The following is a 22,560-nucleotide window of genomic DNA, read 5'->3' on the forward strand; positions in this document are numbered from 1 at the left end:
TATTCACCTTCAATCCATGGCAAAAAATCAATCTAAATACGGCTTATTGTTACTGGCTTTAAGTCTTAGTACAATGACTTATATGCACAGAGGAAGCAGAATTATATAACGATCAGTGTGTCTGATTCTGAGCAGGACATTGTTCGGAAAGCGGCAAATCTGACTCCTTCGGACAGGCAGTTGCGCTGGCAGGAACTGGAACTTACAGGCTTTTTGCATTTTGGAATGAACACTTTCACGGACAGGGAATGGGGAGATGGAAAAGAAGATCCTAAATTATTTAATCCAACAAGCCTGGATGCGGCGCAATGGGTGCGTACCTGTAAAGAAGCTGGGATTAAACAGGTGATTATAACCGCTAAACATCACGATGGTTTTTGTCTGTGGCCAAGTAAATACACTGAACATTCTGTAAAAAACAGCCCATGGAAAAATGGTAAGGGGGATGTAGTCAAAGAGGTCGCAGACGCTTGTCGTAAGCAGGGAATAGGTTTTGGTGTTTATCTTTCTCCATGGGACAGAAATAATGCTGATTATGGAGATACTGAAAAATATAATACTTACTTCCTAAATCAGCTGATCTGCTGACTGAATTATTGAGTAATTACGGTCAGGTAGATGAGGTTTGGTTTGATGGAGCTAATGGAGAAGGCCCGAACGGCAAAAAACCAGTATATCAGTTTGATGCCTGGTACAGTTTGATCCGTAAGTTACAACCAAAAGCTGTAATTGCAGTAATGGGCCCGGATGTACGCTGGGTAGGTACCGAAAGTGGTTATGGCCGTTTAACTGAATGGAGTACAGTTCCAATGAATGGATTGCCAAATGAAAGTATTGCAGAAAATTCACAGCAGGACATGACTTTTGAGCCAAAGGGCGATATGACCGGTGATGATCTTGGAGGCCGTGCCATCATCAGTAAGGCGAAAACATTAGTCTGGTATCCGAGTGAAACTGATGTTTCTATACGTCCGGGATGGTTTTACCATAAACCTGAAGACCTGAAAGTTAAAACGCCCGAAAAATTAACAGATATTTATTACAGCTCAGTTGGCCGGAATTCAGTTTTACTGCTGAACATTCCGCCTGATCAAAGAGGGTTAATCGATGAGCATGATCAGAAAAATCTAAGGGAATGGAAAAGTATTATAGACCGGACTTTTAAAGATAATCTGGCAAAAGGGGCAAAGATAATTGCTGTGAACGGAGTCAATAATGGAGCCTTGCTCAATGGGAACTATAAAAATTACTGGACAACTCAGGGTAAGGATACGACTGCGGTGATCGAATTGACATTGCTTAAACCACAAACTTTTGATGTGTTGCTTTTGAAAGAAAACATTACTGTTGGTCAGCGGATTGAAAAATTTGAACTGGAATATTTCAACGGGAAAAGCTGGTCGGATTTGACAGCAGGAACGACAGTCGGAGCAAAAAGACTGATCCGTTTTAAACCTGTTACCGCACAAAAGATAAGATTGAAAATCTCCTCATCGAGGTTAAATCCAACTTTAACTGCCTTAGGATTATATAAACAGCCTTAATTAAAAGCGCTTTATGAATAACGCTGCGCTTTTTGTCTATCAATACCAATTAATTTGTAATTGCTCAGGACATTCTTATATTTGTGTGCACGGAAATGGTGTCTTCCGACTGAACCGCCTTAAAAAGCTGATGGCGCCTACAAAATTAACCTGATGGGCAATTCCGTTCATTGGAATAAATTGTTGTAGGTATATATGAAAACATTTAACCATCTGATCCGCTGGACACTTTTAATTCTCCCTATTGCGATTACCATAGGAACTGCGGTTGCCTTTTTTCTTTGGTTGCTCACTGCTGCAATTCATTTGCGTTTTCAGTATAAATGGCTGCTCTTTTTATTGCCTTTTGCAGGCGTGCTGATCCATGTGATTTATCAGTCTGTCGGGAAATCTTCTGAAAAAGGAAATAACCTGATCATGGACGAAATCCATGAAACAGGTGGTGGTGTACCGTGGCGTATGGCTCCGGTGATTTTAATCACTACAATTATTACACATCTTTTTGGAGGCTCAGCAGGCAGGGAGGGTACAGCTGTACAAATTGGGGGAAGTATCGCCTCTATGTTCGGGAAATGGTTTAACCTGAATGAACAGGATACTAAAATGGTATTGACTGCTGGTATTGCTGCAGGGTTCGGAGCTGTTTTTGGTACTCCGGTTACCGGAGCTATTTTTGCGATGGAAGTATTAACGCTTGGCAGAATTAAGTACGATGCTTTGTTTCCTGCACTGGTTGCCAGTATAATCGGTGATTTAACGGTTTCTGCCTGGCAAATTCACCATACCGCTTATCATATTGCTGTTTTACCTAAATCGCCATACTTTTTATCGGCGTATCTGCCGGTTGATCTTTTTCTTTTGAGCAAGGTTATTGCCGCATCAGTAGCATTTGGATTAGCCAGTTACTTGTTCTCTATTACTGTACATCAAGTTAAAAAAGTTTTCTCGAAGCTGTTTAAAGTGAGCTGGATGATTCCGTTGGCAGGCGGACTTATTATTATCGCATTAACCTATATGATTGGTAAACCTGACTATTTGAGTTTAGGTGTTGATGCAGAATATCCGGGTACAATTACTATTCCTTCTGCATTTGTTCAGGGAGGGGCTGATACCTGGAGCTGGCTCTGGAAAACAATTTATACGACTTTAACTTTAGGGACCGGGTTTAAAGGGGGAGAAGTTACTCCTTTGTTTTATATAGGTGCGACATTAGGTAATACACTTTCCGGATTGCTGGATGCCCCGGTAAGTTTATTTGCAGCTTTAGGGTTCATTGCAGTTTTTGCGGGGGCAACCAATACCCCTTTAGCTTGTACCATGATGGGCATTGAATTATTTGGCAGCGAGTATACTTTGTTTTTTGCTGTTGCTTGTTTTACTGCCTATTTCTTTAGTGGTCATTCAGGTATTTATAGTGCACAAAGAACTGCTGTACCAAAGTTATTTGATGATCCTTTAAATATGGCTGCTAATGAGCAAAAACCGGGTTTTCTAAAACGAAAATTGTCGCGCTATAAAATTCATTTCAGACACAGGTAACAAAATCATTATAAACATTTCTTTTTTCGATTTAGCAATGTATTATGCGGATATTACTTCAAGTTATCCGTGATTACTTTTTGTGTTTATGAACCCCGATTTGTTAACCTCATCTTTGATATAGAAAGAAATATTTTTAATGTTATGTCAAAGGATAATCTAAACGAAACAGACCAGATATTGGTTCATACCGCTCGCTCTATTCTACTCATAAGCATGCTTATTATGGTTTGCAGTGCGATTCTGCTCAGTGTTTTTCTATGGAATGGTCAGGAGGAAAAGAATAAGGATTTACTGGGTGACCGGCATTTATTAACTGATCAGCAAGCTCCGCAAAATAAGCGAACTCATATAGCTGTTTCAATAGGTGATAACACTACTGATCAGGAGTGGAATGCTCCTGACGAAAATACGATCCCCGATGGTAAAGCTGGTGAAATGATCAGGTATGGAAAAGACCTCATTGTAAATACAGCGAAATATTTTGGGCCCAATGGGTCTATTGCATCCATCACCAATGGGATGAATTGCCAGAACTGCCATTTACAGGCTGGGACAAAGATTTTTGCCAATAATTATGCAGTATTTTTTGCCAGTTATCCTAAGAAAAGTAATAGATCCGGACAGATAGTTCCTGCTTCAAACCGGATTGCAGAATGTTTTGAACGCAGTCTGGCAGGGAAAGTTCCAGATCCATCCGGCAAAGAAGTACAGGCGATGCTTGCGTATTTAAGATGGGTAGGATCAGGAGTGAAAAAAGGGGAACATGTTTTTGGAACTGCCTTTGAAAGACTGAAATATATGGACCGGCCTGCTGATCCGCAACGGGGAAAGGTTTTATATGCGTCAAAATGTGTTTCTTGTCATGGAGCGCATGGTGAAGGCATACCTTCAGCCAATCGGGGGACTTACACTTATCCTCCATTATGGGGAGAACATAGTTATAACGATGCTGCCGGAATGTACAGACTCAGTAATTTTGCAGGTTTCGTGAAAAATAATATGCCTTTTGGAGCAAATTTTTTAAAGAACCGCAGCTCAGCGATGAAGAATCGTGGGATTTAGCAGCTTTTGTAAATTCACAGCCTCGAAAACATAAAGATCAGCATAAGGATTATCCCGATTTGGCTAAAAAACCAATAGATGCACCATTTGGACCTTATGGTGATCAGTTTACGACAGAACAACACAAATTTGGTCCTTATAAACCAATAGCCGATTATTATAAATCTTACAAGAAACAATAGAAATACACAAAAAAAACAATATATGAAAAGAACAATCCTTATTTGCAGCTTGCTTTTGTTGATGGCTGGTGCAAATACAAGTTTTGCCCAGGCAAAACCACAAGAGTTTACTGGTGCAAAAGCTACCCTGAAAAGTTATAAAGCACTTTACGTTTTGAATAGCGGAGATGAGAAGAAAATGACCAGTACACTTCGGAATATGAAAAATGCTTTAGAAGACCCCCGTTTGAAAGGAAAACTGGAACTGGAGCTGATCGTTTTTGGAGATGGCGTAGTAGCTGTATATAATAAAAATGGGACATTTGAAAAAACATTAAAAGACTTGCAGGCCAGGGGTGTTTTATTAGCTCAATGTGAAAATACAATCAAAGAAAGACATATTGAAAAAAGTGCACTGTTTGATTTTATCAGTTATGTACCAAGTGGTAATGGAGAGATTATAATCCGGGAATATCAGGGCTGGGCAGTTGTTCATCCTTAAAATATACAAATGATGAAGAAGTTTAATAGTATATTTTTAGCTGTGGCAGCCATGGTTTTTGTTTCCAATACAGTTGTTGCCCAGGAGTATCGTTTTGATCCACCCTGGAATACACCACCTGAAAGTGAGGTGCAGTTTACTGTTCCGGGAGTAGATAATGTCCCGGATTTATTCGGTGACATTAATGATCCCCAGCTTGTTGTGTTTTTTGCAGGTAATCAATTTATGGTTATCGATGAACTGATTAGTGCATTCAAGAAAAAGCATCCTCAATATCAGCGTGCGTGTATTTGCAGAAACACTTCCTCCGGGAATTTTGGCAAAACAGATTGCTACAGGAAGTATTGTGATTGGAAACCTGCGGATTACGTTAAAACCGGATGTTTATACAGCTGGTAAAAACAGGATAGATCAAACTCCGGAATGGTTTAGTAAAACAGCATTATATGCCAGGAATAAATTGGCTATTCTGGTGCAGAAAGGTAATCCCAAAAAGGTTAATGGTCTTAAAGATTTAGGCAATAATGATTTAAGAATAAGTATGCCTAATCCAGACTTTGAGGGTATCGGTAAACGTATAGAAGAAGCTTATATCAAAGCAGGAGGGGAACAGTTGAAAAAGACTGTGATGGAAACGAAATTGAAGGATAAGACTACTTTTTTGACGCAGATTCACCACCGTCAGTCTCCAATGCGTATCTTATATGATCAGAGTGACGCTGCACCAGTCTGGTACAGTGAAGCTCATTATCAGAAAATGATTGGTCATCCTGTAGAAATGATTGAAATACCTGAAAAGGAAAATATTCATGCCCAATATTTTGCAGGTCAGTTAAAGAATGCACCGCATCCGGAGGCAGCCAAAGACTTTATGGACTTTTTGGTTAGTGCCCAGGCCAATGCAATTTATAAGAAATTTGGGTTCGATTTGCCTTAAATAAATTCTGGTGACTGAATTAAAGGCGGGTAATTCAGGCCTAAAGATTAACGCTGCTTTTTTTATGAAAAAGCAGCGTTAAATTAATTACAATTGCTTTAGCAAGGAAGAAACAGAAGCTCTTTTCTTATAATCTTTATCAAAGTGTACGTAAGTGATCTTACCCGTACTATTGATAATATAAGTTGCCGGAACAGGCAGTACATGATCTGAATTTCCATTGTTTTTTTATTCAAGTCTATTCCATATCCTTTGTACTTGGTTACCAGGCCTTCGTCCATCACGAACTTTACATCGTAGGCATCCATAATTTTGTAATCTTTGTCTTGTATCATAGAAAAAGAAGCGTGCGTTTTCTCAATAGTTTTTATTGATATTTTCTCCGGTTTCGGGAGTTACACCAATTACATAAGCTCCTTTTGCTGTTAATTGCTGAAGTGAATCCTGCAACTGTTTGATATGTAAATTGCAGTAAGGGCACCATTGGCCACGGTAAAAAAAAAAACAAAACTACTGCTTTATGTGATTTCAAAAGCTGGCCAAGGTTGATAGTTTTTCCAGCATTATCTTTTGCCGTGAAAGTCGGTGCTTTCATTCCTTCTTTAAGTCCATTTTGGGCAGCAACGGTCAACGTAAAGAGCAATCCAATTCCTATAAGTATTAATTTCTTCATTTTTTTTCATATTTAAAGCGCGGGCTTTTTATTGAAAATACCCACGCTTTTTGTTGTTTTTAAATTTTTTGCTGTTGGTGTCTTTTGACATTTTAGAAGGAGCCATCTTGTTCGTTTTCTTTGTGCTCATTTTACTGTCTGACATTTTAGAAGGGGCCATCTTGTCCATCTTCTTTGTGCTCATTTTGCTATCCGACATTTTAGAAGGGGCCATCTTATCCATCTTCTTTGTACTCATTTTACTCCCTGACATCTTAGAATGATCCATTTTACTCATTTTATGACCTGCCATTTTTGAAGTGTCATTTTGCAATGGTGACTCAGCTGCTTTAGCTGAAGTGCTTAATACAAAGCTGAATACAATTATAGCAGCCAGGACACTTTTAGTGAAATTTGATTTGAAATTTTGAGTTTTCATATATTTAAGATTTGTTTTGTTTCTTCTTTAGTCGTAAAGCAGATATGAACCTTACAATAAATTCTAATTTTTATCTAATTGCTCTTCAATACGCTCCTGAAGCTTCTTTTTTTTATAGTCATCATCCAGCTTGATCTCGCGATCTGCTGCTGAATGAAAGAGCTCCTTTACCATTAGGTTTATTCCAATACTTTGTTTTTGAAACAACCTGCAAAAAGAGCAGCCAGTCAGATGAATGCGTAATTCTACTTTTTCTCTTAAGGTCAATACAGTCAGCTTTTTTTTTCTCAATGAGAAAAGTGGCCTTCCTGCAGTTGTATATAATATTCTTTAGCTCGTTCATATCTTTATATCCAGTTTTTTTTTGGAGACAAGCTCTCAGGTTAAGTTTAGCGCGGTGAATGATCACCCAGAAATTTGCAGAAGTAACTTTAAGTTCAGCACAAATGACATCTGTAGACTCATCATCCAGATGTTTCATCGTGAAAACAGATAACCATAATGCCGGAAGTTTTTGCATACACTTTTGTAAAATGGAATTAAGCTCTTTATTCATTAAGGGGTCGTGGTCTTCTATACCAAATGCTTCTGGTCTGTGTGAAGTTTTCCAATGGCCATCATCGGCATCGAAAAAATCCTGATCCTGTGGTTCTGCGTTTAAACTCGTTGTATTTTTCCCTAACCCCGATGACTTTTTACGATAAACATCAATCACCTTATTTTTCAAAATAGAAGTAAGCCAGGTTCTTTCGGAACTTCTGCCTTCAAATTTATCCAGACGTTCCAGTGCTGCCAGAAAAGTTTCCTGAACGAGGTCTCTCGCTTGCTCTTCTTCATTAATCCGGGTGATCGCATAGTTAAAAAGGTAATCGGCATGGTTTTCTACCCAATGATGCGCATCAATGACAGGAGGTTCTTTAAATGATATTTCTTCGCTTTTATACATTGATATTCGATAGGATAAAATAGAATAGTCGTGCTGATCATTTATTCCTTACAAATTATTTAAATTTATTGTAAGGAATTTCTTTCTGAATCGACAAATAAGGAAACTGTACATAAAAATAATAAAATGAAAGCAATTAAAATGTTTTTTCTTTTAGGGTACCTGACCCTGGGAGCGGCGATAATTGCTGCGGCACCCGTTCCTCCAAAAGGATTTGTCTTAATTGAGCTTTTTACTTCTGAGGGATGTTCAAGCTGTCCGCCTGCAGACGAACTTGTGGCCAGGATAAATCGGGAAAGCACAGGTCAGCCTGTTTATATTTTAGCATTTCATGTGGATTACTGGAACCGTTTGGGCTGGAAAGACGTATATAGTAATGCAGATTATTCAAGGAGACAAAATCAATATGCTGAGTGGCTAAATCTAAGGTCGGTTTATACCCCTCAGATTGTTATTAACGGACAGAAAGAGTTTGTTGGCTCTGACGAAACTGCACTGCGCAGTGCAATTAAAAATGGTTTGCAGCAATCATCAATAGCAAAACTGGAGTTAAATGAGGTAAAAACAGATCAAGGGCATATAAACCTGCATTACAAGACAGAGGGAGCAAATCACAATTCTTCCTTGTTTCTGGCAATCGTACAGCGTAAAGCCCAGACTAAAGTTAAAAGTGGAGAAAATAGTGGACATACTTTATCACATGTTCAAGTGGTACGTCAGTTAAAACGAATTCCCTTAAAAGGTGAAAATACTGGAATAACCAGTATTGAATTGCCAAAGGATCTGGATCCTGCTCAAACGGAACTGGTAGCCTTTTTACAAAATGATGCTGACGGTAAAAAAATTATAGCTGTAACTCAATACAAATGAAAGTTATTCAAGAAAAACATCCTTTAGCGATACGCTGGACACATTGGGTCAATTTCCCGATACTGATGATTATGATCTGGAGCGGTTTATTAATTTATTGGGCCAATGATGTTTATACGGTAACACTGTTTGGTTATACTTTTATACATTTCTTTCCGGAATGGTTTTATCAATGGCTTCATGTGCCGCAGCGCTTAGCCGAAGGAATGGCCTTTCACTTCCTGTTCATGTGGTTTTTTGCCCTAAATGGGATTTTCTATGTACTGTATACATTGATTTCCGGGGAATGGAGATTGTTATTACCTAACCGGAATTCTTTTAAAGAAGCATGGCAAGTGCTTTTGCATGATCTTCATATCAGAAAAATGATTCCTCCTCAAAAGAAGTACAATGCCGCTCAGAGAATTGCCTATACATCCATTATCGTTATGGGCTTTGGTTCTGTGGTTACTGGTCTTGCAATCTATAAACCAGTTCAGGTTTATTGGTTAACCTGGTTATGCGGAGGTTATCATTTAGCAAGGATATTTCATTTCGCACTAACTATCGGTTATGTATTATTCTTTATGATTCATATTATCCAGGTTATACTAGCCGGATGGAATAACTTCAGATCTGTTATATCTGGTTTTGAGGTTAAAGAAATACAACCTGTCATCGAAAGTGCGGAAATAATTTCTACTGTGACCGAAATAGTATTACCTCCGGTCCCTAAAACTAAAATAGCTAAAGCATCAATCACTGTAAAAAGGAAAAAAGCAGATGGAAAAAAAAATAAATAGTCCCAAGCTTCAGGAGCTGGCTATTGAAAAGAAGATCAAACGACGTAATTTTATATCATTTACTACTTTTTTTATTGGTGCAGGGGCTGCTTTTGGAGGATGGAAGTGGCTTTATAATGCACCTCAGGAAACAGCTGGTATTACAGCAGGTGCGCGTCAGCCATTGAGAAAGGCTCTCAATAAAACTAAGAATTGTTTTTCAGGAGGATTTTTAGCAATGACCACTTGGTGAAAACTTATCCAAAAGAGCACGCTGCAAAAATTGTCAGAGTGAACAGCGATATCGGCCTGAATCAGGAAAACTTCAATGCAGACAACTGGCAATTGTCAGTAATCAGTAATAGCGGGCACCTATTGAAGATTGGTATAGAAGAGATCAGATCTTTACCCAAAACAGAAATTGTGTATGACTTTAAATGTGTAGAAGGCTGGGATCAGATACAACATTGGGCTGGTGTAAGGTTTATAGATTTTATGATGCACTACGGGCTGCAGGAGCAGACGAAGATGGAATATGTAGGTATGGAAACGCCTGATGGAGAATATTATGTTGGCCTTGATATGGAAAGTGCATTACATCCGCAAACCTTGCTGGCATACGAAATGAATGACAAGCCTATAGCAGAAGTACATGGTGCGCCGCTCAGACTGATCATTCCTGTTAAATATGGTATTAAGAACCTGAAAAGAATAGGAACTATCAAGTTCAGTAATCAGCGGCCACGTGATTACTGGGCAGAACAGGGGTATGATTATTACTCAGGCCTTTGATCAGGTCTTCTCATTCTCGAAATTGAGATTTTGGAGAGTGTCATTTATTCTCATAATGACTTCGTCAGGTTCAATTGCAGATTTTTCCAGCATGCTTAGCAATTTAGCATGGGCAGATGATGTTTCTGGGTCAGCATTCAGCAAATCATTTTCATTAACACCGTTGTAAAAGAAGATAAGAACAGTTTAAACAGACAAAATTTAAACTGTTCTTATCAAACAAAGACTTATTTTTTTGTCGCAGAATATGATGAGACATAAAATAAGAAGGCACGTTAGGAAGGCGAAATATATCTTTTATAAAGAAACACTAGTAGATTTCAGAGAACACATATGGACCTTTATCGGTGCATTTTTAGGAATTGGAATCATCGGTTTTATAAACAGCAAATACTTCACCGCTTACGAGAACCTTTTTATGATTGGTTCTTTTGGTGCTTCTTCTGTATTGATCTATGGGATCATTAATAGTCCTCTGGCACAACCCCGAAACTTAATTGGGGGACATGTCCTTTGTGCGATAGTAGGCGTGACTATGCATAAGTTAATCCCCGGTGAAGTCTGGTTAAGTTCAGCTCTTGCTGTTTCACTTTCCATTGTAGTCATGCAGATTACGAAAACACTTCATCCTCCGGGTGGGGCGACAGCACTAATTGCAACTACAGGTACAGCAAAAATCAATGCGCTAGGATATTTCTATGTGCTTAGCCCTATATTTACCGGTGTAATGATCTTATTTATTGTTGCTATTATTTGTAATAATGCGACTCCGCACCGCAGGTACCCTGCAAACAAAAACTGGTATAAATTCTGGAGAGGGAAACACAGAAACCCAAAAGCATTGTAATCATGTCCTAAGAAATTACTCAAGCTGGGTGTGGTTAAAAAAACTGGTATCGGTGTTATGGCAATGGATTTTGCACAGCCTGATCCAACCGGGAAAATCATTGCCAGTAATCTTCGTGGAGAAGATTTAGCTGAAAAAATAGCGAAGCTGATTAAGTAGCGTAATTCAGTGGTTTCTTTGACTATAACTGAGTGATCACCGCTAAAATTCTTGCACCCGCTATAAATGAAGCCGAGACTTAGTAAAAAGATTAAGATTTTTGTTTTGAAAGAGTTTGTGTTCATATAATATGTTGCAGTAAAAATGAATTAATATTCACACTGGTTATTAGCCTGTATTAATGGTTAATCACTATTATTGTATCATGATGTATCAGGAGCTCTTAGATCATATTAAAAGGTATGTGCAATTACAACCTTATGAAGAACAACTCTTCTGTGAAAAACTTGAGCTTAAAAAACTTAAAAAGAAAGAGTTTTTGCTTGAGCCTGGTCAATTATGCAAGGGAAACTACTTTGTGATCAAAGGTTGTACGCGTCAATTCTTTATTTAAAAAACTCAAAAACTCACAGAACAAATTATTCAGTTTGGCATTGAGAATTGGTGGGTAGCTGATCAGGACAGCCTATTAAACAATCAGCCTTCTACCTGTTATATTCAGGCCGTAGAAGAAACTGAACTGATCCTTTTAAAGGAAAAAGACTGCATTATTCTTTTTAAGGAAATCCCACTTCTGGAAACTTATTTCAGGAAGATGATGCAGAAATCATTTGTTGCTTCTCAGCGCAGAATAGGCTACATCTTTAACATGACCGAAGAAGAACGTTACAGACATTTTGCAAAACTTTTTCCGGGTTTTGTGCAGCGTGTCCCTCAGTATATGCTCGCTTCTTATTTAGGTTTTACACCGCAATTTCTAAGTCGCCTGAGGGCTAAAAAAGATTAATATGTTTATTGATAAGTTGAAATCCTGTTCAGGCTGAATTTCTTAACCACAGTTCATTTTTTAGAGCCCTTTAATTGCTGAGATTTTTGTTATCACAAGATAAACAGGATCTTATAACAAACAAAAATATGAGCAACAGAAGAAAAAAATTAATGAAGCAAAGCCGGCAGCATATAACGCGATGTTAGCCCTTGAAAAATATATTGAAAGTACAAGTTTAACTAAAAAACACACAAAGAACTGATCAAAATCAGGGCTTCCCAGATTAATGGATGTGCTCACTGTATCAACATGCATACTATAGATGCCCGAAATGCAGGTGAAACAGAGCAAAGGATCTATGCACTTTCAGCATGGCGTGATACTCCGTTTTTTGATGAACAGGAGCGTGCTTTATTAGCCTTGACTGAAGAAGTTACTTTAATCAGCAATCATGTATCTGATGAAACTTATAATAATGCGGCAAGTGTTTTTGATCAGGCTTATCTGGCTGAAATTATTTTGGCAATTATTACCATTAATGGATGGAACAGAGTTGCGATCACTACTGGATTGCAGCCAGCTTTATAGGTTGACCTGAGAATAGTGTCTGTTTTTTATATAGCGAAGGTTTATTTTGCCTTCGCTATTTTTATAAGTTCAAGAGATTAGCTTTTGAAAAACAAAGCTTTATAACAACATTAAAAATTAGCAGCAAATTCTTTAGCGAAGTCTTCCAGTTTTATTGCTGAAAAAGCAGGTTTGTTTTTATTGAAATCTTCCCATAGAATACCACTTCTGATAGCCGTACCCATTTCTACATAGTTTTTAGCTATTTCCTGGGGCAGACCAGCGTCAATCATCCCACTTAAAGCTTGTTCATCAGTAAATTCAATCCATTTTAACTCAGGTTTGCCTACTGCCGTACCTAATGCGGTAGCCACTTCTGCGGTAGTACGCACGTCACTGGTTACATAACGGATACTTTTTCCCGTAAAGGGTTGCTGGATCTCTTCTGCAATAGCTAATGCAATATCCTTAGGATGAACCATTACCAATGTAGCAGAGTCACCGTAATTTGCTCCTATGATACCTGCATGTTTAATCATATCGGTATTACCAAAAAGATTGATGTAGAAATACGCCGGACGCATATGTTTCACCGAGACACCTTCAAGGTTATTAAATAACTGTTCTACATCATGTAAACCTTTAATTGGGCCTGTTCCATCTGATAAATGGGCGCCGATACTGCTCAGATTTACGACTCTTTTAACTCCGGATGCCTTGATAGCTGCGGCATAATTATGCCCGATTCCAGCAATATAAGCTCTGTAATCCTGCGTACTGTAACTTGGAGGACACATCACGTAAATAGCATCTGCACCAGTAAAAGCCTTTGTTAAAAAGTCAATGTCATCAACTGAACCAATGGCAGCTGTTGCACCAGGACCTTCAATTTCTTTTACCTTATCAGCGCTACTGCTAATAATGGTTACCTGGTGACCAGCACTAATCAATGTTTGTGCTAATGGTTTACTTATATTTCCTAACGAACCTGTTAATGTAATCTTCATAATTTAATTTCTAATTATTAATAGGACAAAGGTATATTTGTACTTACTTTTTTACAAGTACTTACCCCAGAGTATGTATCATGACTAAAAAAGAAAAGAAAATTCAACGATTAATCAAAATAAAGAATTCGCAGCGCTTAAATGCCCGGTTACTTATGTAATGAATAAAATTGGAGGTCATTGGAAATCTATTATTATTTATCAGATGATAAACGGTCCAATGCGTTACAGTGAATTGAAACGTGCTATTCCGGTGATTACCGAAAAGATGCTGATCCAGAGTTTAAAGCAATTGGAAGCAGATAACCTGGTTATCCGGAAAGCTGAGCCTGTAGTTCCGCCTTTTGTGACTTATTTTTTGAGTTCTTCAGGCAAAGAGCTAATTCCATTGATGCATGCTATGGCAGAATGGGCGGTTCATGATAGTAACAGACGAGAAAGCTAAACTAATTCTTATCTTGATAAGAAATTAATCAAATGCGCTTATTAATAATGCCCCTGCTTTTCTCTGTTGTATTCATTACGACAGTTTCCTGCGGACAGAAAAAGACTGAGAAACAATCAGCAGCCGGATCAGCTAATCATATATGCTAATGTAAATGCGCTTAAAGCAGATACTTCCCTGAAAAATACTTTAACCAGGCAATTACTGGGGATTTATGAAGATGATCAAAAATACAGGCAGCAACTGGAGGGGACTTTTATCAAATACGGCATGCAGTCTAAGGAAGTACATGAACTTGCTGATCAAATGAACCGGATGGATACGCTTAACCTCGTTAAGGTAACAGCAATATTAGATCAATATGGCTGGGTGGGCAAAGATCTTGTCGGTCAGGACGGCAATTCAGCTTTATATCTTGTTATTCAGCATGCTGATGCTAAAACAAGAGCTAAATATCTGCCTATGATACGTGATGCTGTCAAAAAGAATAATGCTTTAGCTTCCGACCTGGCAACCTTAGAAGACAGAGTATTACTGGAACAGCATAAAAAACAGATTTATGGAACTCAAATTAGTTTAGACACTAAAACAGGTAAATATACTTTAGACCCATTGGAAGATCCTGAACATGTGAATGAAAAAAGAGCAAGGGGTCGGATTAGGGACAATTCAAAACAACTTAGCTAAATTTGGTATCATTAAATAATCATTGTTTTATCCTTGATCAACCTGATATCCCGAGGTAATAGTTAAGATCAATATCGTTGATCTGGTTTTGAACATGAAATGGATTACCCATTAACATCACGTTCATAGGAGCTGTAATTCCTTTTAGATTTACAGATTTGATTGCTGCCTCTTTAGGATCAGTGAGTAAATAATAAGCGCTTTCAGAAACTATCAGGTTGTTATTTAGTTCTTTAGTTTCTCCTTGCAGACGTGAAGCAATATTTACAGGTAGCCCCATCACAGTCATTTGCTCTTTGTTTGCGAGATCATACTGCCCTACAACAACATTTCCCTGATGTACCCCAATACCAATTTCATAGCTCAGGTTAAAGTATGGTTGTGCATAGGTAGAATTAAAGATTTCAACATCATGTAATAAAGCATAGGCTGCATCCAGAGAAGATTGAACAGCCTCATGTAAGCCTGTTTCCAATCCGAAAACTGCATATATACTATCTCCGTTGGTTTCGATAATTCTTCCTCCTGCTTCAGTTATAGAATGATTAAATAAAACAAACAGTTTTCTAATCATATAAATGACTTCGTAAGAAGATCTCAACTCCATTGCAGCAGTGAAATTGCGAATATCCAGGAATAAAAGAGCCAGTTTGCGCTCTTCACCTATAGAAGCATAAATCTCTTGCATCTTAGCAAGAGATTTACAGGCGATTGTTAGGTTTGTAAAGGGTTTATTAGATATTTGGTCAATTGGTTGTGCTGATTGAAGATAATTGTTCTGAGTTTTCATAAGGTAATCTTAAATGGTGGGTTTACATTTATTTCTGATTGTAAATTTAAGCAGATCTGCTTCGCAGCACATGCGAGAATCAAACCGATAATTGCAAAATTCAAACCTTTTTAAGAGAGGTAGCCGAAAATATTGATTCAGTCCTTTTGCGGGTAAGATTTTACTTTTTGCAGGAAAGATTTTACACTGGTAAAGCTTCTGGAAACAAGTCTTTCAGAGAACTTAAATATTCTTCCCTTTTAGACTCACTGGCGGTAATTACCGAAGAGAAAAAGCGGTGTTCCTGAATTTGTAAGCCTGTAAATCCAAAGGTATTTTGTGCAACAGTGCGCATGGCATCAAAAATTCCTTTATCCAAATAATTCTGTTCTTCAGACCCTACCGTATTCACGATATACATCTTTTTACCTGTAAGCATTTGCTCTAATCCGTCTTGACCATAACGATAGGCAAACCCATAACTCAGTACCCTGTCGAAATAACCTTTTAATATTCCGGGCATACCAGTCCACCAGATAGGATGAACGAGTGTAATGATGTCGGCCCATTTGATCTGTTCCTGTTCTGTAAGAATATCTTCAGGGGTATTTCCTGCTTTAAAACTGATAACATCGTCGCTGGTCAATACAGGATTGAAGTTTAGTGCATAGACATCACGGATGCGCGTTATAACCTGCATGAAATGACCGTTTTTGTAAAGTGTCCATAATTGCATGATTAAGACTCTCTGGATTTGGATGACAATAAATGATTAAGTTGTTCATAATTTCTTTAAATTTGTTAGGACAAACTTAGAGAGATGAGCATCCTCAGGATTGTAAGAAAACGAAGACGGATATGATAGATTTAGATCTTAACGGGCAGTTTTATGAAGTTCAGCATTCTTTAAATGATGTTGTAAGCCATTTTTATCATCTTCATACTGCTGCGGATTCTGATCTGGTTTTAAAACATTTGTCACCCAATTTTGATATGCTGTTACTTTTCAATTTTGGTTCTCCTATTCGTTTTTCATTTAATGATGAACCATTAAGAGATGCGGTGGTCAAACACACCTCTGTAATCGGCCCGCTCAGAAAAATGCTGAATTATGAATTACAGCCCGGAGCAGATGCAATCGTAGTCAACTTCACGCTGAATGGTTTTTACCGGTTATTTAAAATCCAATGAATGAGTTATCATCTGATGTGGTAACAGACCCGGATATATTAATTGATAAAACCTGTTTTGCTGAGCTCTGGGAGCAGTTAATGGCATTAAATGATACTAAGCTAAGGATTCAGCTGATCGAAAGCTATGCGGCTTCTTTTATAGCCGTTAATGAACCCTCTGCTATACCCTTACTCTCCGGGTCTTCTTATTTCCAGAATCCTGCAATACAACCAGTAAAAGCTATTGCTGCAAATACAGCATTAACCGAAAGAACAATACAGCAGCGTTTTCAAAAGTATGTAGGATATTCTCCCAAAGAAATACTCCGTTTTATGCGTTTCAAAAAAGTAGTTTATCAAATTCTAAATCAGCAAGAGAAAGAAGTAGATTTATTTGAACTGATTGAAACAAATGGCTACCATGATCAAAGCCATTTGATCAAGGACTTTAATCATTTCTTAGGTACAACCCCCCGGAAATTTATCAAAAACATAGCTGGTAAGGGATTTTGCGTAAGCAGCAGACGTGGTAAACATTATTAATACTCAGGGCAAACATTATCATTTGTCAAAATGTTCTTTGAGTGAGCCTGATCAGATCAGGACCAGTTAGCTATTACAATATGGAAAATACAAAACAACTGATCAGCACTGCAAAAGCTATGGTAGCCGATTATAAAGGCCTTGTAGCTATAGATGAAAGTGTTTCTACCTTAAACAAACGTTTTGAACTTGCCGGTATACCTCAAACAGAAGAATATAGAAGAGCATACCGCGAAGTCTTAATCACTACTCCGGGAATCGGAGCTTATATCAACGGGGCAATATTATTTGATGAAACTGTTTATCAGCATACGCTGGCAGGCGTCCCGTTTTTGGATGAACTGAAAAAAGCAGGAGTGATACCCGGAATAAAACTAGATGAAGGAACTGAAGATCTTGCTGGTTTTCCTAAAGAAAAAGTAACTAAAGGACTGGATGATCTTGCAGAAAGACTGACAGGTTATGCGAACCTTGGTTTAAAGTTTGCCAAATGGAGAGGAGTGATTTTAATTGATGGTGAATTACCCTCAGAAGCTTGTGTGGTGAGTAATACCCATGTACTTGCACGTTATGCCGCTGCCTGTCAGCGTGCCGGTATTGTACCCATTGTTGAGCCGGAAGTTATTATGGATGGCAATCATACCATAGAACGCTGTGCTGAAGTTACAGAAAAGGTGTTACGTTCTTTATTTGAGCAGTTATACCTGCTTAAAGTAGAGTTAGGAGGATTAATTTTAAAACCTAACATGATTCTTCCCGGTAAAGATGCAGCTCAAAAAGCTGATCCGGAACTGGTGGCAAAACTAACAGTGAACTGTCTGCGGAATGCTGTACCAGCCAATGTTGCAGGGGTTGCTTTCCTTTCTGGTGGTCAGGACCCCATTGCGGCTTCTCAGAATTTAAATGCAATTAATCGTATTTATAAGGATAAATTGCCTTGGCCTGTTACTTACTCATTTTCCAGAGCATTACATCAGCCAGCTTTAGAAATCTGGAAAGGCAAAACTGAAAATGTAAAGGCCGCACAGGATTCATTTCTTCAATTAGCAAAAGCGAATAAAACAGCAAGAGAAGGTGAATATGGGAGCTAACTAATTGGGTATTAGTTTGTCATGTGTTGTGGATAATATTCCACAATATTCTACGCATTCGTGAAAAATTTAAGGGATTCATGAAATCAAAGCCCCCGGAAATTACCTTACCGGGGGCTTTGATTTGAAAATATCCGTGTGGCTGGTTCTATTGGATTTTAATTTTAAAACTATCAGTTTTTGGAGCTCCCGGGTCAATAGAGGTCAGTTGATTGGAAACTGTTCTACCGTAAGAATCTATTACCAACAGTCTGATTGTTTGCTGCTTTGTGGAGTTAATCGTTGTTTTTAGCTCAAAATCGGACACATAGCTGAATTTAACATCTTCGCTATTCTTAATATCTACAGCATAATTGTCATGAAGAACTGTATAGTTCATTCATATATGCAATCTGCACATTCTACCCTAATTACACCGTCCTTTGTAAATAGAACATTGGATAATGGATCAAGACCAGAATCTTTCTTACAACTTGTAAAAAGAAGAGAGAAACAAAAGATTACCGTAGTGATTCTTAACCTGTTCATAACATACAGAAGACATTAATAATGCCATTCTATATTGATGTTTATCGGGGCAGGCGGATGTTATTCTGCAATCAGGAAATTTGCTTTGAATAACTCTTCCAGATGCTCAGGGTACAGTGGCTTTTTCAGTAGTTTAATCACATAGGGATTGGCCTCAGCTTTGCGTATATCACCAAAATCAAGTGTAGATGAAAGCATTGCAACCACGCAATTTTCTTTTAATTCAGGAGGGAAACGTTTGTAGTTTTCCAGGAATTCAAAACCATCCATTTCTGGCATCTGGATATCTAAAAGTATAAGATTCGGTAATTTATCAAGCTGGTTTGAATGCGTATTAAAATAGCTCAGGGCCTCCTCTCCTGATTGGCACTGAATGATTTCGTCGAATAATTTAGAGATAAAAATGATTTTAGAATTGATTTTTTAAGATCGATGATATTATCATCGATAAGCATCACTTTTATAGGTCTCTCCAGTTTATTTGGCATTGGGAATAGTGATTTTAAACGTAGTACCATGATTCAGGGAAGAACTGACAGCTATTGTTCCGTCAATTTTGTTTAAAGCCTCTTTCACTATAAACAATCCTAATCCACTTCCTTTGTTATTTTTAGCTTTAAAGAACTGAGTGAATATTTTTTCCAGATGTTCGTTAAGAATGCCCAGCCCGTTGTCCGTAATTGATATTTCGGCTGATAAAAGATTGGCCTCTATTGATATGTCCACGACCTTATGATGGCCGCTTTCTTTTTGATATTTTATGGCATTAGAAATCAGGTTACCCAATATGACCTCAATTCTGAAAGAATCCCCCATAAATGGATGAGTTTGGTTTATATTCAGATTAAATTGAGTATCCGGTCACTATAAGCATACAGATCGATCATTTCATCCACTAATGTTTTGAAATTGATATCTGAATTTTCTGATATGTTCTTATTGTTTTTATAATACTGAAGGGTCTTCTGGATATAATAATCCAGCTTATTTGAACATGATTCTATCAGTTCCCAATATTCCCCGCTTGAATTATATAATCCCTCCATTTTTACCAGGTTGACAATACCGATCACTGAAACCAGGGGAGCTCTTAATTCATGGGAAATGCTGTAAATAAACCTGTTCAGCTCATCATTAGTCTTTTCCAGTTCTTTAACTTTATTCCTGAGATCAATTTTTGAGCGGTAAGCATCATGTGCATTTTTGATGGAATTATGCAACTCCAGATCATTCCATGGTTTAGTGATATATCTGTAAATATCACCATGGTTAATCGCATCAGCCAATGCTGCAATATCTGTATAACCTGTTAAAAGTATACGGATGGGGTCTGGGTAGGTAGTTGCAATACTCTTGAAAAAATTCCACACCAGTGGTTTCAGGCATCTTCTGATCAGCAATGATTACTTCTACAGGCAGGTTTTCCAGTACCTTTAAACCTTCTGCAGCAGATATTGCTGTGTAAATTTCATATTGTCTCCTAAAACTTGCTTTGAATGCGAGGAGGTTGTTCTCTTCATCATCAATATATAAAACTTTAACAGGCGAGCGAGTCATATTATTGTATGTTTAGAGGCAAGGTAATAATAAATTCTGTACCTAGATTCACTTTTGTAACAACATCGATATGGCCTTTATGTTTTTCTATGATGCTGAAAACAATGGAGAGGCCTAATCCGGTTCCTTCTCCAACCTGTTTTGTCGTGAAGAAAGGCTCAAATTTTTTCTGTTTAACTTCTTCTGTCATTCCTGTACCAGTATCCTTAATACTTATTTTTACATGGTCTCCTTCGGACGATGTCGAAATATAAATATACTCTTCAGGTAGTGGATTTTCCTTCACTTTTAACGCATGTATTGCGGTTGGTAATCAGGTTCATGAAAACCTGGTTTATTTTACCTGGCAAACACTCTACCAGAGGGATCGCCTGTAAATCTTTCACGATGCTGATGAAAGGAGGGAGTGTACTTCTCAATAAAACCAGTGTGGATTCCAGTCCCTCATTAAGGTCTACTGGTTTAGTATCGCTCTCATCCAGCCTGCTGAAATTTTTCAGACTTCTGATAATTTCTGCAGTTCTTTTTGCACCCTCACCAATTCCTGAAAGCAATGAATTAATTTCTGTTTTGATAAAATCAATATCAATTTGTTTTTTGAACTTGTCTATCGCAGCAATCTGTTCCCTGATATCCTGAGCGGGGTCCAGTTCTTCATATTTCTGGATTACATCATATAAATCATTAATATCTAATCCTAAAGGTTTGATATTAGAAGTCACAAAATTGATGGGATTATTTATTTCATGGGCGATACCAGCAGTTAACTGACCTAGTCCGGCCATTTTTTCTGCATCAACAAGCTGTGACTGGGCTTCTTTTAATTCTTTAAGCGTAAGATTTAAAGTGACATTTGAATTTTGTAATTCTTCAGTACGTTTATTGACCTGGATTTCCAGTTCGATATTCTGTTCACGAATCAGTCTTTCATTTTCTTTTGAAATTTGAAGTGCTTGCTCCTGTGACTGTTCCTTGTCCCTTCTGTAAATGTTTATTTTATCGGCCAAAGCAAAAGAAAGCAAGGTAATCTGGATGACTGAACCAATTTCTAAAATATAAGAAGTAAAGAGATTGTACTCAATTAAGTTGAAATTTCTTAAGACAAAGATGACTACGCATAATAGAAATATGGTATAAGCGACCAGGAAAAACAGGGCTGGACGGGAGCCTTTTCTTCTGATTACATTGGCAACATAAAGGAAATACAGCGAACCTAATAAAGCCAGGGTCTGCAAACATTTAATACTGTTGATATGTTGTCCTGAAAACCATAATCCCATGGCTACAAAATAGAAGAAGAAAAAATGTCTATTCCTATATGCAGTTTTGGGGTCTGTATCTTTGTCTGTAGAAACCTCTTTAAAAATAGGGCAGTGGTAATTCCTGAGAAAAAAGGAACCAGAAATGAGCTGTTTATTGCTAACCAGGAACTGTCTGGCCAGAGGAATTTAAAGGCATAACCTTGAAAAGTAGCCTGAGTCAGCCCGACAAAGAAGATGTAAAAGATATAGTAGATATAACTCGGGTCTTTGATGGTAAATGATATAAACAGGTTGTACAAAATCATAATGATGATTATACCTGCATAAATCCCGAATAGGATATTCTTATTATTATCATTAACCAATACAACTTTTGGAGTTCCCAGGGAGATTGGAAGCTGGATCTGATCAGTAGAACTTATGCTGATATAAAAAGTTTCCCTTCCATTTTTAGCGATCTTTACCGGGAAGATGTAATTAGGGTTGTTAACCAGTCTTTCATGGAAAGCCTTGAATTTCCCTAGCTTTGAAGAAGCATAAAGTTTACGCTGCTCGAGTCTGTATAATGTGATGCTATCAATTGCAGGTTGTGCAACAACGAGCATTAGATTTTCGATCTGACTTTGATTTTCTATGGTGAATTTAACCCATATTTTATCAGAAGTTATACCCAGATTAGGGACCTTTTGATTGAGATATTCGAATTTTCGATTAATAACCTCACTGATGGTCAATGATTTCGAAGGATCTCTGAAAATTGAAATGCCACTTTCAATCCTAAGGATTTTGTTTTCATTTTTAAAAACCAGCGTACTATCCTGAGTCGCTGAATAGGTCAGTACAGTACTGAGTACCAACACCATTAATAAAAAAAAGAGCTTTTTAAACAGGGTCATGGAGGTTTGGAATGTCTAAATTATATTCTAACTGGTACATACCTTTTGGACCT

Annotated in this window: 36 protein-coding genes, 1 pseudogene and 1 riboswitch; of the genes and pseudogenes, 22 read left to right on the forward strand and 15 right to left on the reverse strand. The window is 37.8% G+C overall.

What is annotated here, in order from left to right:
* Window positions 1–117 precede the first annotated feature (117 nt).
* The 8 genes from ACWYN3_RS39215 (at window position 118) to ACWYN3_RS39250 (ending at window position 5,748) form a co-directional block, all read left to right on the forward strand.
* The gene (locus ACWYN3_RS39215) at window positions 118–588 is read left to right on the forward strand and encodes an alpha-L-fucosidase (protein WP_456219033.1); all 471 of its coding nucleotides are present in this window, start codon (window positions 118–120) and stop codon (window positions 586–588) included.
* An 8-nt stretch (window positions 589–596) separates the two neighbouring features.
* A complete protein-coding gene (locus ACWYN3_RS39220) occupies window positions 597–1,544 on the forward strand; it encodes an alpha-L-fucosidase (RefSeq protein WP_456219034.1) in 948 nt (315 codons plus the stop codon).
* Between the two features lie 82 nt (window positions 1,545–1,626).
* Window positions 1,627–1,691, forward strand: a riboswitch (Fluoride riboswitch).
* Between the two features lie 48 nt (window positions 1,692–1,739).
* The gene (locus tag ACWYN3_RS39225) at window positions 1,740–3,083 is read left to right on the forward strand and encodes a voltage-gated chloride channel family protein (RefSeq protein WP_456219035.1); all 1,344 of its coding nucleotides are present in this window, start codon (window positions 1,740–1,742) and stop codon (window positions 3,081–3,083) included.
* 144 nt (window positions 3,084–3,227) lie between these two features.
* The gene (locus ACWYN3_RS39230) at window positions 3,228–4,148 is read left to right on the forward strand and encodes a c-type cytochrome (RefSeq protein ID WP_456219036.1); all 921 of its coding nucleotides are present in this window, start codon (window positions 3,228–3,230) and stop codon (window positions 4,146–4,148) included.
* Window positions 4,149–4,207: 59 nt separating this feature from the next.
* Window positions 4,208–4,330 (forward strand): hypothetical protein, encoded by a 123-nt coding sequence (locus ACWYN3_RS39235; RefSeq protein ID WP_456219037.1) that lies wholly within the window; start codon window positions 4,208–4,210, stop codon window positions 4,328–4,330.
* A 22-nt stretch (window positions 4,331–4,352) separates the two neighbouring features.
* Window positions 4,353–4,811, forward strand: a complete 459-nt coding sequence (locus ACWYN3_RS39240; protein ID WP_456219038.1) for a DsrE family protein — start codon at window positions 4,353–4,355, stop codon at window positions 4,809–4,811.
* 9 nt (window positions 4,812–4,820) lie between these two features.
* Complete coding sequence (locus ACWYN3_RS39245; protein ID WP_456219039.1) at window positions 4,821–5,210, forward strand: hypothetical protein; 390 nt, start codon at window positions 4,821–4,823, stop codon at window positions 5,208–5,210.
* Window positions 5,128–5,748 carry a molybdate ABC transporter substrate-binding protein gene (locus tag ACWYN3_RS39250; RefSeq protein ID WP_456219040.1) on the forward strand — a complete coding sequence of 207 codons (621 nt, stop codon included), beginning with the start codon at window positions 5,128–5,130 and terminating at the stop codon, window positions 5,746–5,748. Before ACWYN3_RS39245 ends, ACWYN3_RS39250 begins: the two co-directional genes overlap by 83 nt.
* 357 nt (window positions 5,749–6,105) lie before the next feature.
* Here the strand turns inward: ACWYN3_RS39250 and ACWYN3_RS39255 are convergent.
* The 3 genes and pseudogenes from ACWYN3_RS39255 to ACWYN3_RS39265 form a co-directional block, all read right to left on the reverse strand.
* Window positions 6,106–6,240: pseudogene (locus ACWYN3_RS39255) on the reverse strand (redoxin domain-containing protein); the annotation flags it as partial.
* Window positions 6,241–6,449: 209 nt separating this feature from the next.
* A complete protein-coding gene (locus ACWYN3_RS39260) occupies window positions 6,450–6,839 on the reverse strand; it encodes a hypothetical protein (RefSeq protein WP_456219041.1) in 390 nt (129 codons plus the stop codon).
* 121 nt (window positions 6,840–6,960) lie between these two features.
* Entirely contained in the window at window positions 6,961–7,785 is an 825-nt protein-coding gene (locus ACWYN3_RS39265; RefSeq protein WP_456219042.1) for a sigma-70 family RNA polymerase sigma factor, read from the reverse strand.
* A gap of 126 nt (window positions 7,786–7,911) precedes the next feature.
* On the opposite strand from ACWYN3_RS39265, the gene ACWYN3_RS39270 reads away from it, so the two are divergent.
* Genes ACWYN3_RS39270 through ACWYN3_RS39285 form a run of 4 tightly spaced genes read left to right on the forward strand, consistent with a single transcriptional unit; the run spans window position 7,912 to window position 10,208 of the window.
* Window positions 7,912–8,655, forward strand: coding sequence for a DUF1223 domain-containing protein (locus ACWYN3_RS39270; RefSeq protein WP_456219043.1), 744 nt, complete (start codon window positions 7,912–7,914; stop codon window positions 8,653–8,655).
* Complete coding sequence (locus ACWYN3_RS39275; RefSeq protein ID WP_456219044.1) at window positions 8,652–9,437, forward strand: cytochrome b/b6 domain-containing protein; 786 nt, start codon at window positions 8,652–8,654, stop codon at window positions 9,435–9,437. Before ACWYN3_RS39270 ends, ACWYN3_RS39275 begins: the two co-directional genes overlap by 4 nt.
* Complete coding sequence (locus ACWYN3_RS39280) at window positions 9,418–9,669, forward strand: hypothetical protein (RefSeq protein WP_456219045.1); 252 nt, start codon at window positions 9,418–9,420, stop codon at window positions 9,667–9,669. The genes ACWYN3_RS39275 and ACWYN3_RS39280 overlap by 20 nt, the downstream gene beginning before the upstream one ends.
* Complete coding sequence (locus ACWYN3_RS39285; RefSeq protein WP_456219046.1) at window positions 9,666–10,208, forward strand: molybdopterin-dependent oxidoreductase; 543 nt, start codon at window positions 9,666–9,668, stop codon at window positions 10,206–10,208. The genes ACWYN3_RS39280 and ACWYN3_RS39285 overlap by 4 nt, the downstream gene beginning before the upstream one ends.
* On the opposite strand, the gene ACWYN3_RS39290 is transcribed toward ACWYN3_RS39285, so the two are convergent.
* A complete protein-coding gene (locus ACWYN3_RS39290) occupies window positions 10,209–10,352 on the reverse strand; it encodes a hypothetical protein (RefSeq protein WP_456219047.1) in 144 nt (47 codons plus the stop codon).
* Between the two features lie 103 nt (window positions 10,353–10,455).
* Here ACWYN3_RS39290 and ACWYN3_RS39295 point away from each other — a divergent pair, with 103 nt between their 5' ends.
* The 5 genes from ACWYN3_RS39295 to ACWYN3_RS39315 all read left to right on the forward strand — a co-directional run bounded on the left by ACWYN3_RS39295 (window position 10,456) and on the right by ACWYN3_RS39315 (window position 12,571).
* Complete coding sequence (locus ACWYN3_RS39295; RefSeq protein ID WP_456219048.1) at window positions 10,456–11,055, forward strand: HPP family protein; 600 nt, start codon at window positions 10,456–10,458, stop codon at window positions 11,053–11,055.
* 30 nt (window positions 11,056–11,085) lie between these two features.
* On the forward strand, window positions 11,086–11,214 hold the full coding sequence (locus ACWYN3_RS39300; RefSeq protein WP_456219049.1) for a hypothetical protein: 129 nt from the start codon (window positions 11,086–11,088) through the stop codon (window positions 11,212–11,214).
* A 205-nt stretch (window positions 11,215–11,419) separates the two neighbouring features.
* The gene (locus ACWYN3_RS39305) at window positions 11,420–11,608 is read left to right on the forward strand and encodes a hypothetical protein (RefSeq protein ID WP_456219050.1); all 189 of its coding nucleotides are present in this window, start codon (window positions 11,420–11,422) and stop codon (window positions 11,606–11,608) included.
* 201 nt (window positions 11,609–11,809) lie between these two features.
* Window positions 11,810–12,001, forward strand: coding sequence for a hypothetical protein (locus ACWYN3_RS39310; RefSeq protein WP_456219051.1), 192 nt, complete (start codon window positions 11,810–11,812; stop codon window positions 11,999–12,001).
* 285 nt (window positions 12,002–12,286) lie between these two features.
* A complete protein-coding gene (locus ACWYN3_RS39315; protein ID WP_456223315.1) occupies window positions 12,287–12,571 on the forward strand; it encodes a carboxymuconolactone decarboxylase family protein in 285 nt (94 codons plus the stop codon).
* Between the two features lie 110 nt (window positions 12,572–12,681).
* Here the strand turns inward: ACWYN3_RS39315 and ACWYN3_RS39320 are convergent, their stop codons facing one another.
* Complete coding sequence (locus ACWYN3_RS39320; protein WP_456219052.1) at window positions 12,682–13,557, reverse strand: NAD(P)H-binding protein; 876 nt, start codon at window positions 13,555–13,557, stop codon at window positions 12,682–12,684.
* Window positions 13,558–13,717: 160 nt separating this feature from the next.
* On the opposite strand from ACWYN3_RS39320, the gene ACWYN3_RS39325 reads away from it, so the two are divergent.
* Window positions 13,718–14,002, forward strand: coding sequence for a winged helix-turn-helix transcriptional regulator (locus ACWYN3_RS39325; RefSeq protein ID WP_456219053.1), 285 nt, complete (start codon window positions 13,718–13,720; stop codon window positions 14,000–14,002).
* A 66-nt stretch (window positions 14,003–14,068) separates the two neighbouring features.
* On the forward strand, window positions 14,069–14,689 hold the full coding sequence (locus ACWYN3_RS39330; RefSeq protein ID WP_456219054.1) for a DUF6624 domain-containing protein: 621 nt from the start codon (window positions 14,069–14,071) through the stop codon (window positions 14,687–14,689).
* A 37-nt stretch (window positions 14,690–14,726) separates the two neighbouring features.
* Here the strand turns inward: ACWYN3_RS39330 and ACWYN3_RS39335 are convergent, their stop codons facing one another.
* Window positions 14,727–15,479, reverse strand: a complete 753-nt coding sequence (locus tag ACWYN3_RS39335; RefSeq protein WP_456219055.1) for an adenylate/guanylate cyclase domain-containing protein — start codon at window positions 15,477–15,479, stop codon at window positions 14,727–14,729.
* A gap of 181 nt (window positions 15,480–15,660) precedes the next feature.
* Window positions 15,661–16,194, reverse strand: coding sequence for an NAD(P)H-dependent oxidoreductase (locus ACWYN3_RS39340; protein ID WP_456219056.1), 534 nt, complete (start codon window positions 16,192–16,194; stop codon window positions 15,661–15,663).
* A 122-nt stretch (window positions 16,195–16,316) separates the two neighbouring features.
* Between ACWYN3_RS39340 and ACWYN3_RS39345 the strand changes: the two genes are divergently transcribed.
* From ACWYN3_RS39345 to ACWYN3_RS39355, 3 genes are all read left to right on the forward strand, one after another.
* Entirely contained in the window at window positions 16,317–16,649 is a 333-nt protein-coding gene (locus tag ACWYN3_RS39345) for a hypothetical protein (RefSeq protein WP_456219057.1), read from the forward strand.
* Window positions 16,646–17,173 carry a helix-turn-helix domain-containing protein gene (locus ACWYN3_RS39350; protein ID WP_456219058.1) on the forward strand — a complete coding sequence of 176 codons (528 nt, stop codon included), beginning with the start codon at window positions 16,646–16,648 and terminating at the stop codon, window positions 17,171–17,173. The genes ACWYN3_RS39345 and ACWYN3_RS39350 overlap by 4 nt, the downstream gene beginning before the upstream one ends.
* A gap of 80 nt (window positions 17,174–17,253) precedes the next feature.
* The gene (locus ACWYN3_RS39355) at window positions 17,254–18,264 is read left to right on the forward strand and encodes a class I fructose-bisphosphate aldolase (protein WP_456219059.1); all 1,011 of its coding nucleotides are present in this window, start codon (window positions 17,254–17,256) and stop codon (window positions 18,262–18,264) included.
* Window positions 18,265–18,412: 148 nt separating this feature from the next.
* Here ACWYN3_RS39355 and ACWYN3_RS39360 read toward each other — a convergent pair whose 3' ends face one another.
* The 8 genes from ACWYN3_RS39360 to ACWYN3_RS39395 all read right to left on the reverse strand — a co-directional run bounded on the left by ACWYN3_RS39360 (window position 18,413) and on the right by ACWYN3_RS39395 (window position 22,474).
* Entirely contained in the window at window positions 18,413–18,643 is a 231-nt protein-coding gene (locus ACWYN3_RS39360; RefSeq protein ID WP_456219060.1) for a hypothetical protein, read from the reverse strand.
* Between the two features lie 209 nt (window positions 18,644–18,852).
* Window positions 18,853–19,212 (reverse strand): response regulator, encoded by a 360-nt coding sequence (locus ACWYN3_RS39365; protein ID WP_456223316.1) that lies wholly within the window; start codon window positions 19,210–19,212, stop codon window positions 18,853–18,855.
* 57 nt (window positions 19,213–19,269) lie between these two features.
* On the reverse strand, window positions 19,270–19,608 hold the full coding sequence (locus ACWYN3_RS39370; RefSeq protein WP_456219061.1) for a sensor histidine kinase: 339 nt from the start codon (window positions 19,606–19,608) through the stop codon (window positions 19,270–19,272).
* A 23-nt stretch (window positions 19,609–19,631) separates the two neighbouring features.
* Window positions 19,632–20,189 carry a histidine kinase dimerization/phospho-acceptor domain-containing protein gene (locus ACWYN3_RS39375; protein ID WP_456223317.1) on the reverse strand — a complete coding sequence of 186 codons (558 nt, stop codon included), beginning with the start codon at window positions 20,187–20,189 and terminating at the stop codon, window positions 19,632–19,634.
* Window positions 20,071–20,349 (reverse strand): response regulator, encoded by a 279-nt coding sequence (locus ACWYN3_RS39380; protein ID WP_456219062.1) that lies wholly within the window; start codon window positions 20,347–20,349, stop codon window positions 20,071–20,073. The genes ACWYN3_RS39375 and ACWYN3_RS39380 overlap by 119 nt, the downstream gene beginning before the upstream one ends.
* Before the next feature lies 1 nt (window position 20,350).
* Window positions 20,351–20,635 (reverse strand): sensor histidine kinase, encoded by a 285-nt coding sequence (locus tag ACWYN3_RS39385; protein ID WP_456219063.1) that lies wholly within the window; start codon window positions 20,633–20,635, stop codon window positions 20,351–20,353.
* Window positions 20,613–21,629 (reverse strand): sensor histidine kinase, encoded by a 1,017-nt coding sequence (locus ACWYN3_RS39390; RefSeq protein WP_456219064.1) that lies wholly within the window; start codon window positions 21,627–21,629, stop codon window positions 20,613–20,615. Before ACWYN3_RS39390 ends, ACWYN3_RS39385 begins: the two co-directional genes overlap by 23 nt.
* A gap of 2 nt (window positions 21,630–21,631) precedes the next feature.
* On the reverse strand, window positions 21,632–22,474 hold the full coding sequence (locus tag ACWYN3_RS39395; protein ID WP_456219065.1) for a 7TMR-DISM family protein: 843 nt from the start codon (window positions 22,472–22,474) through the stop codon (window positions 21,632–21,634).
* Between the last annotated feature and the right edge of the window lie 86 nt (window positions 22,475–22,560).

Source organism: Pedobacter sp. NJ-S-72 (assembly GCF_053890575.1).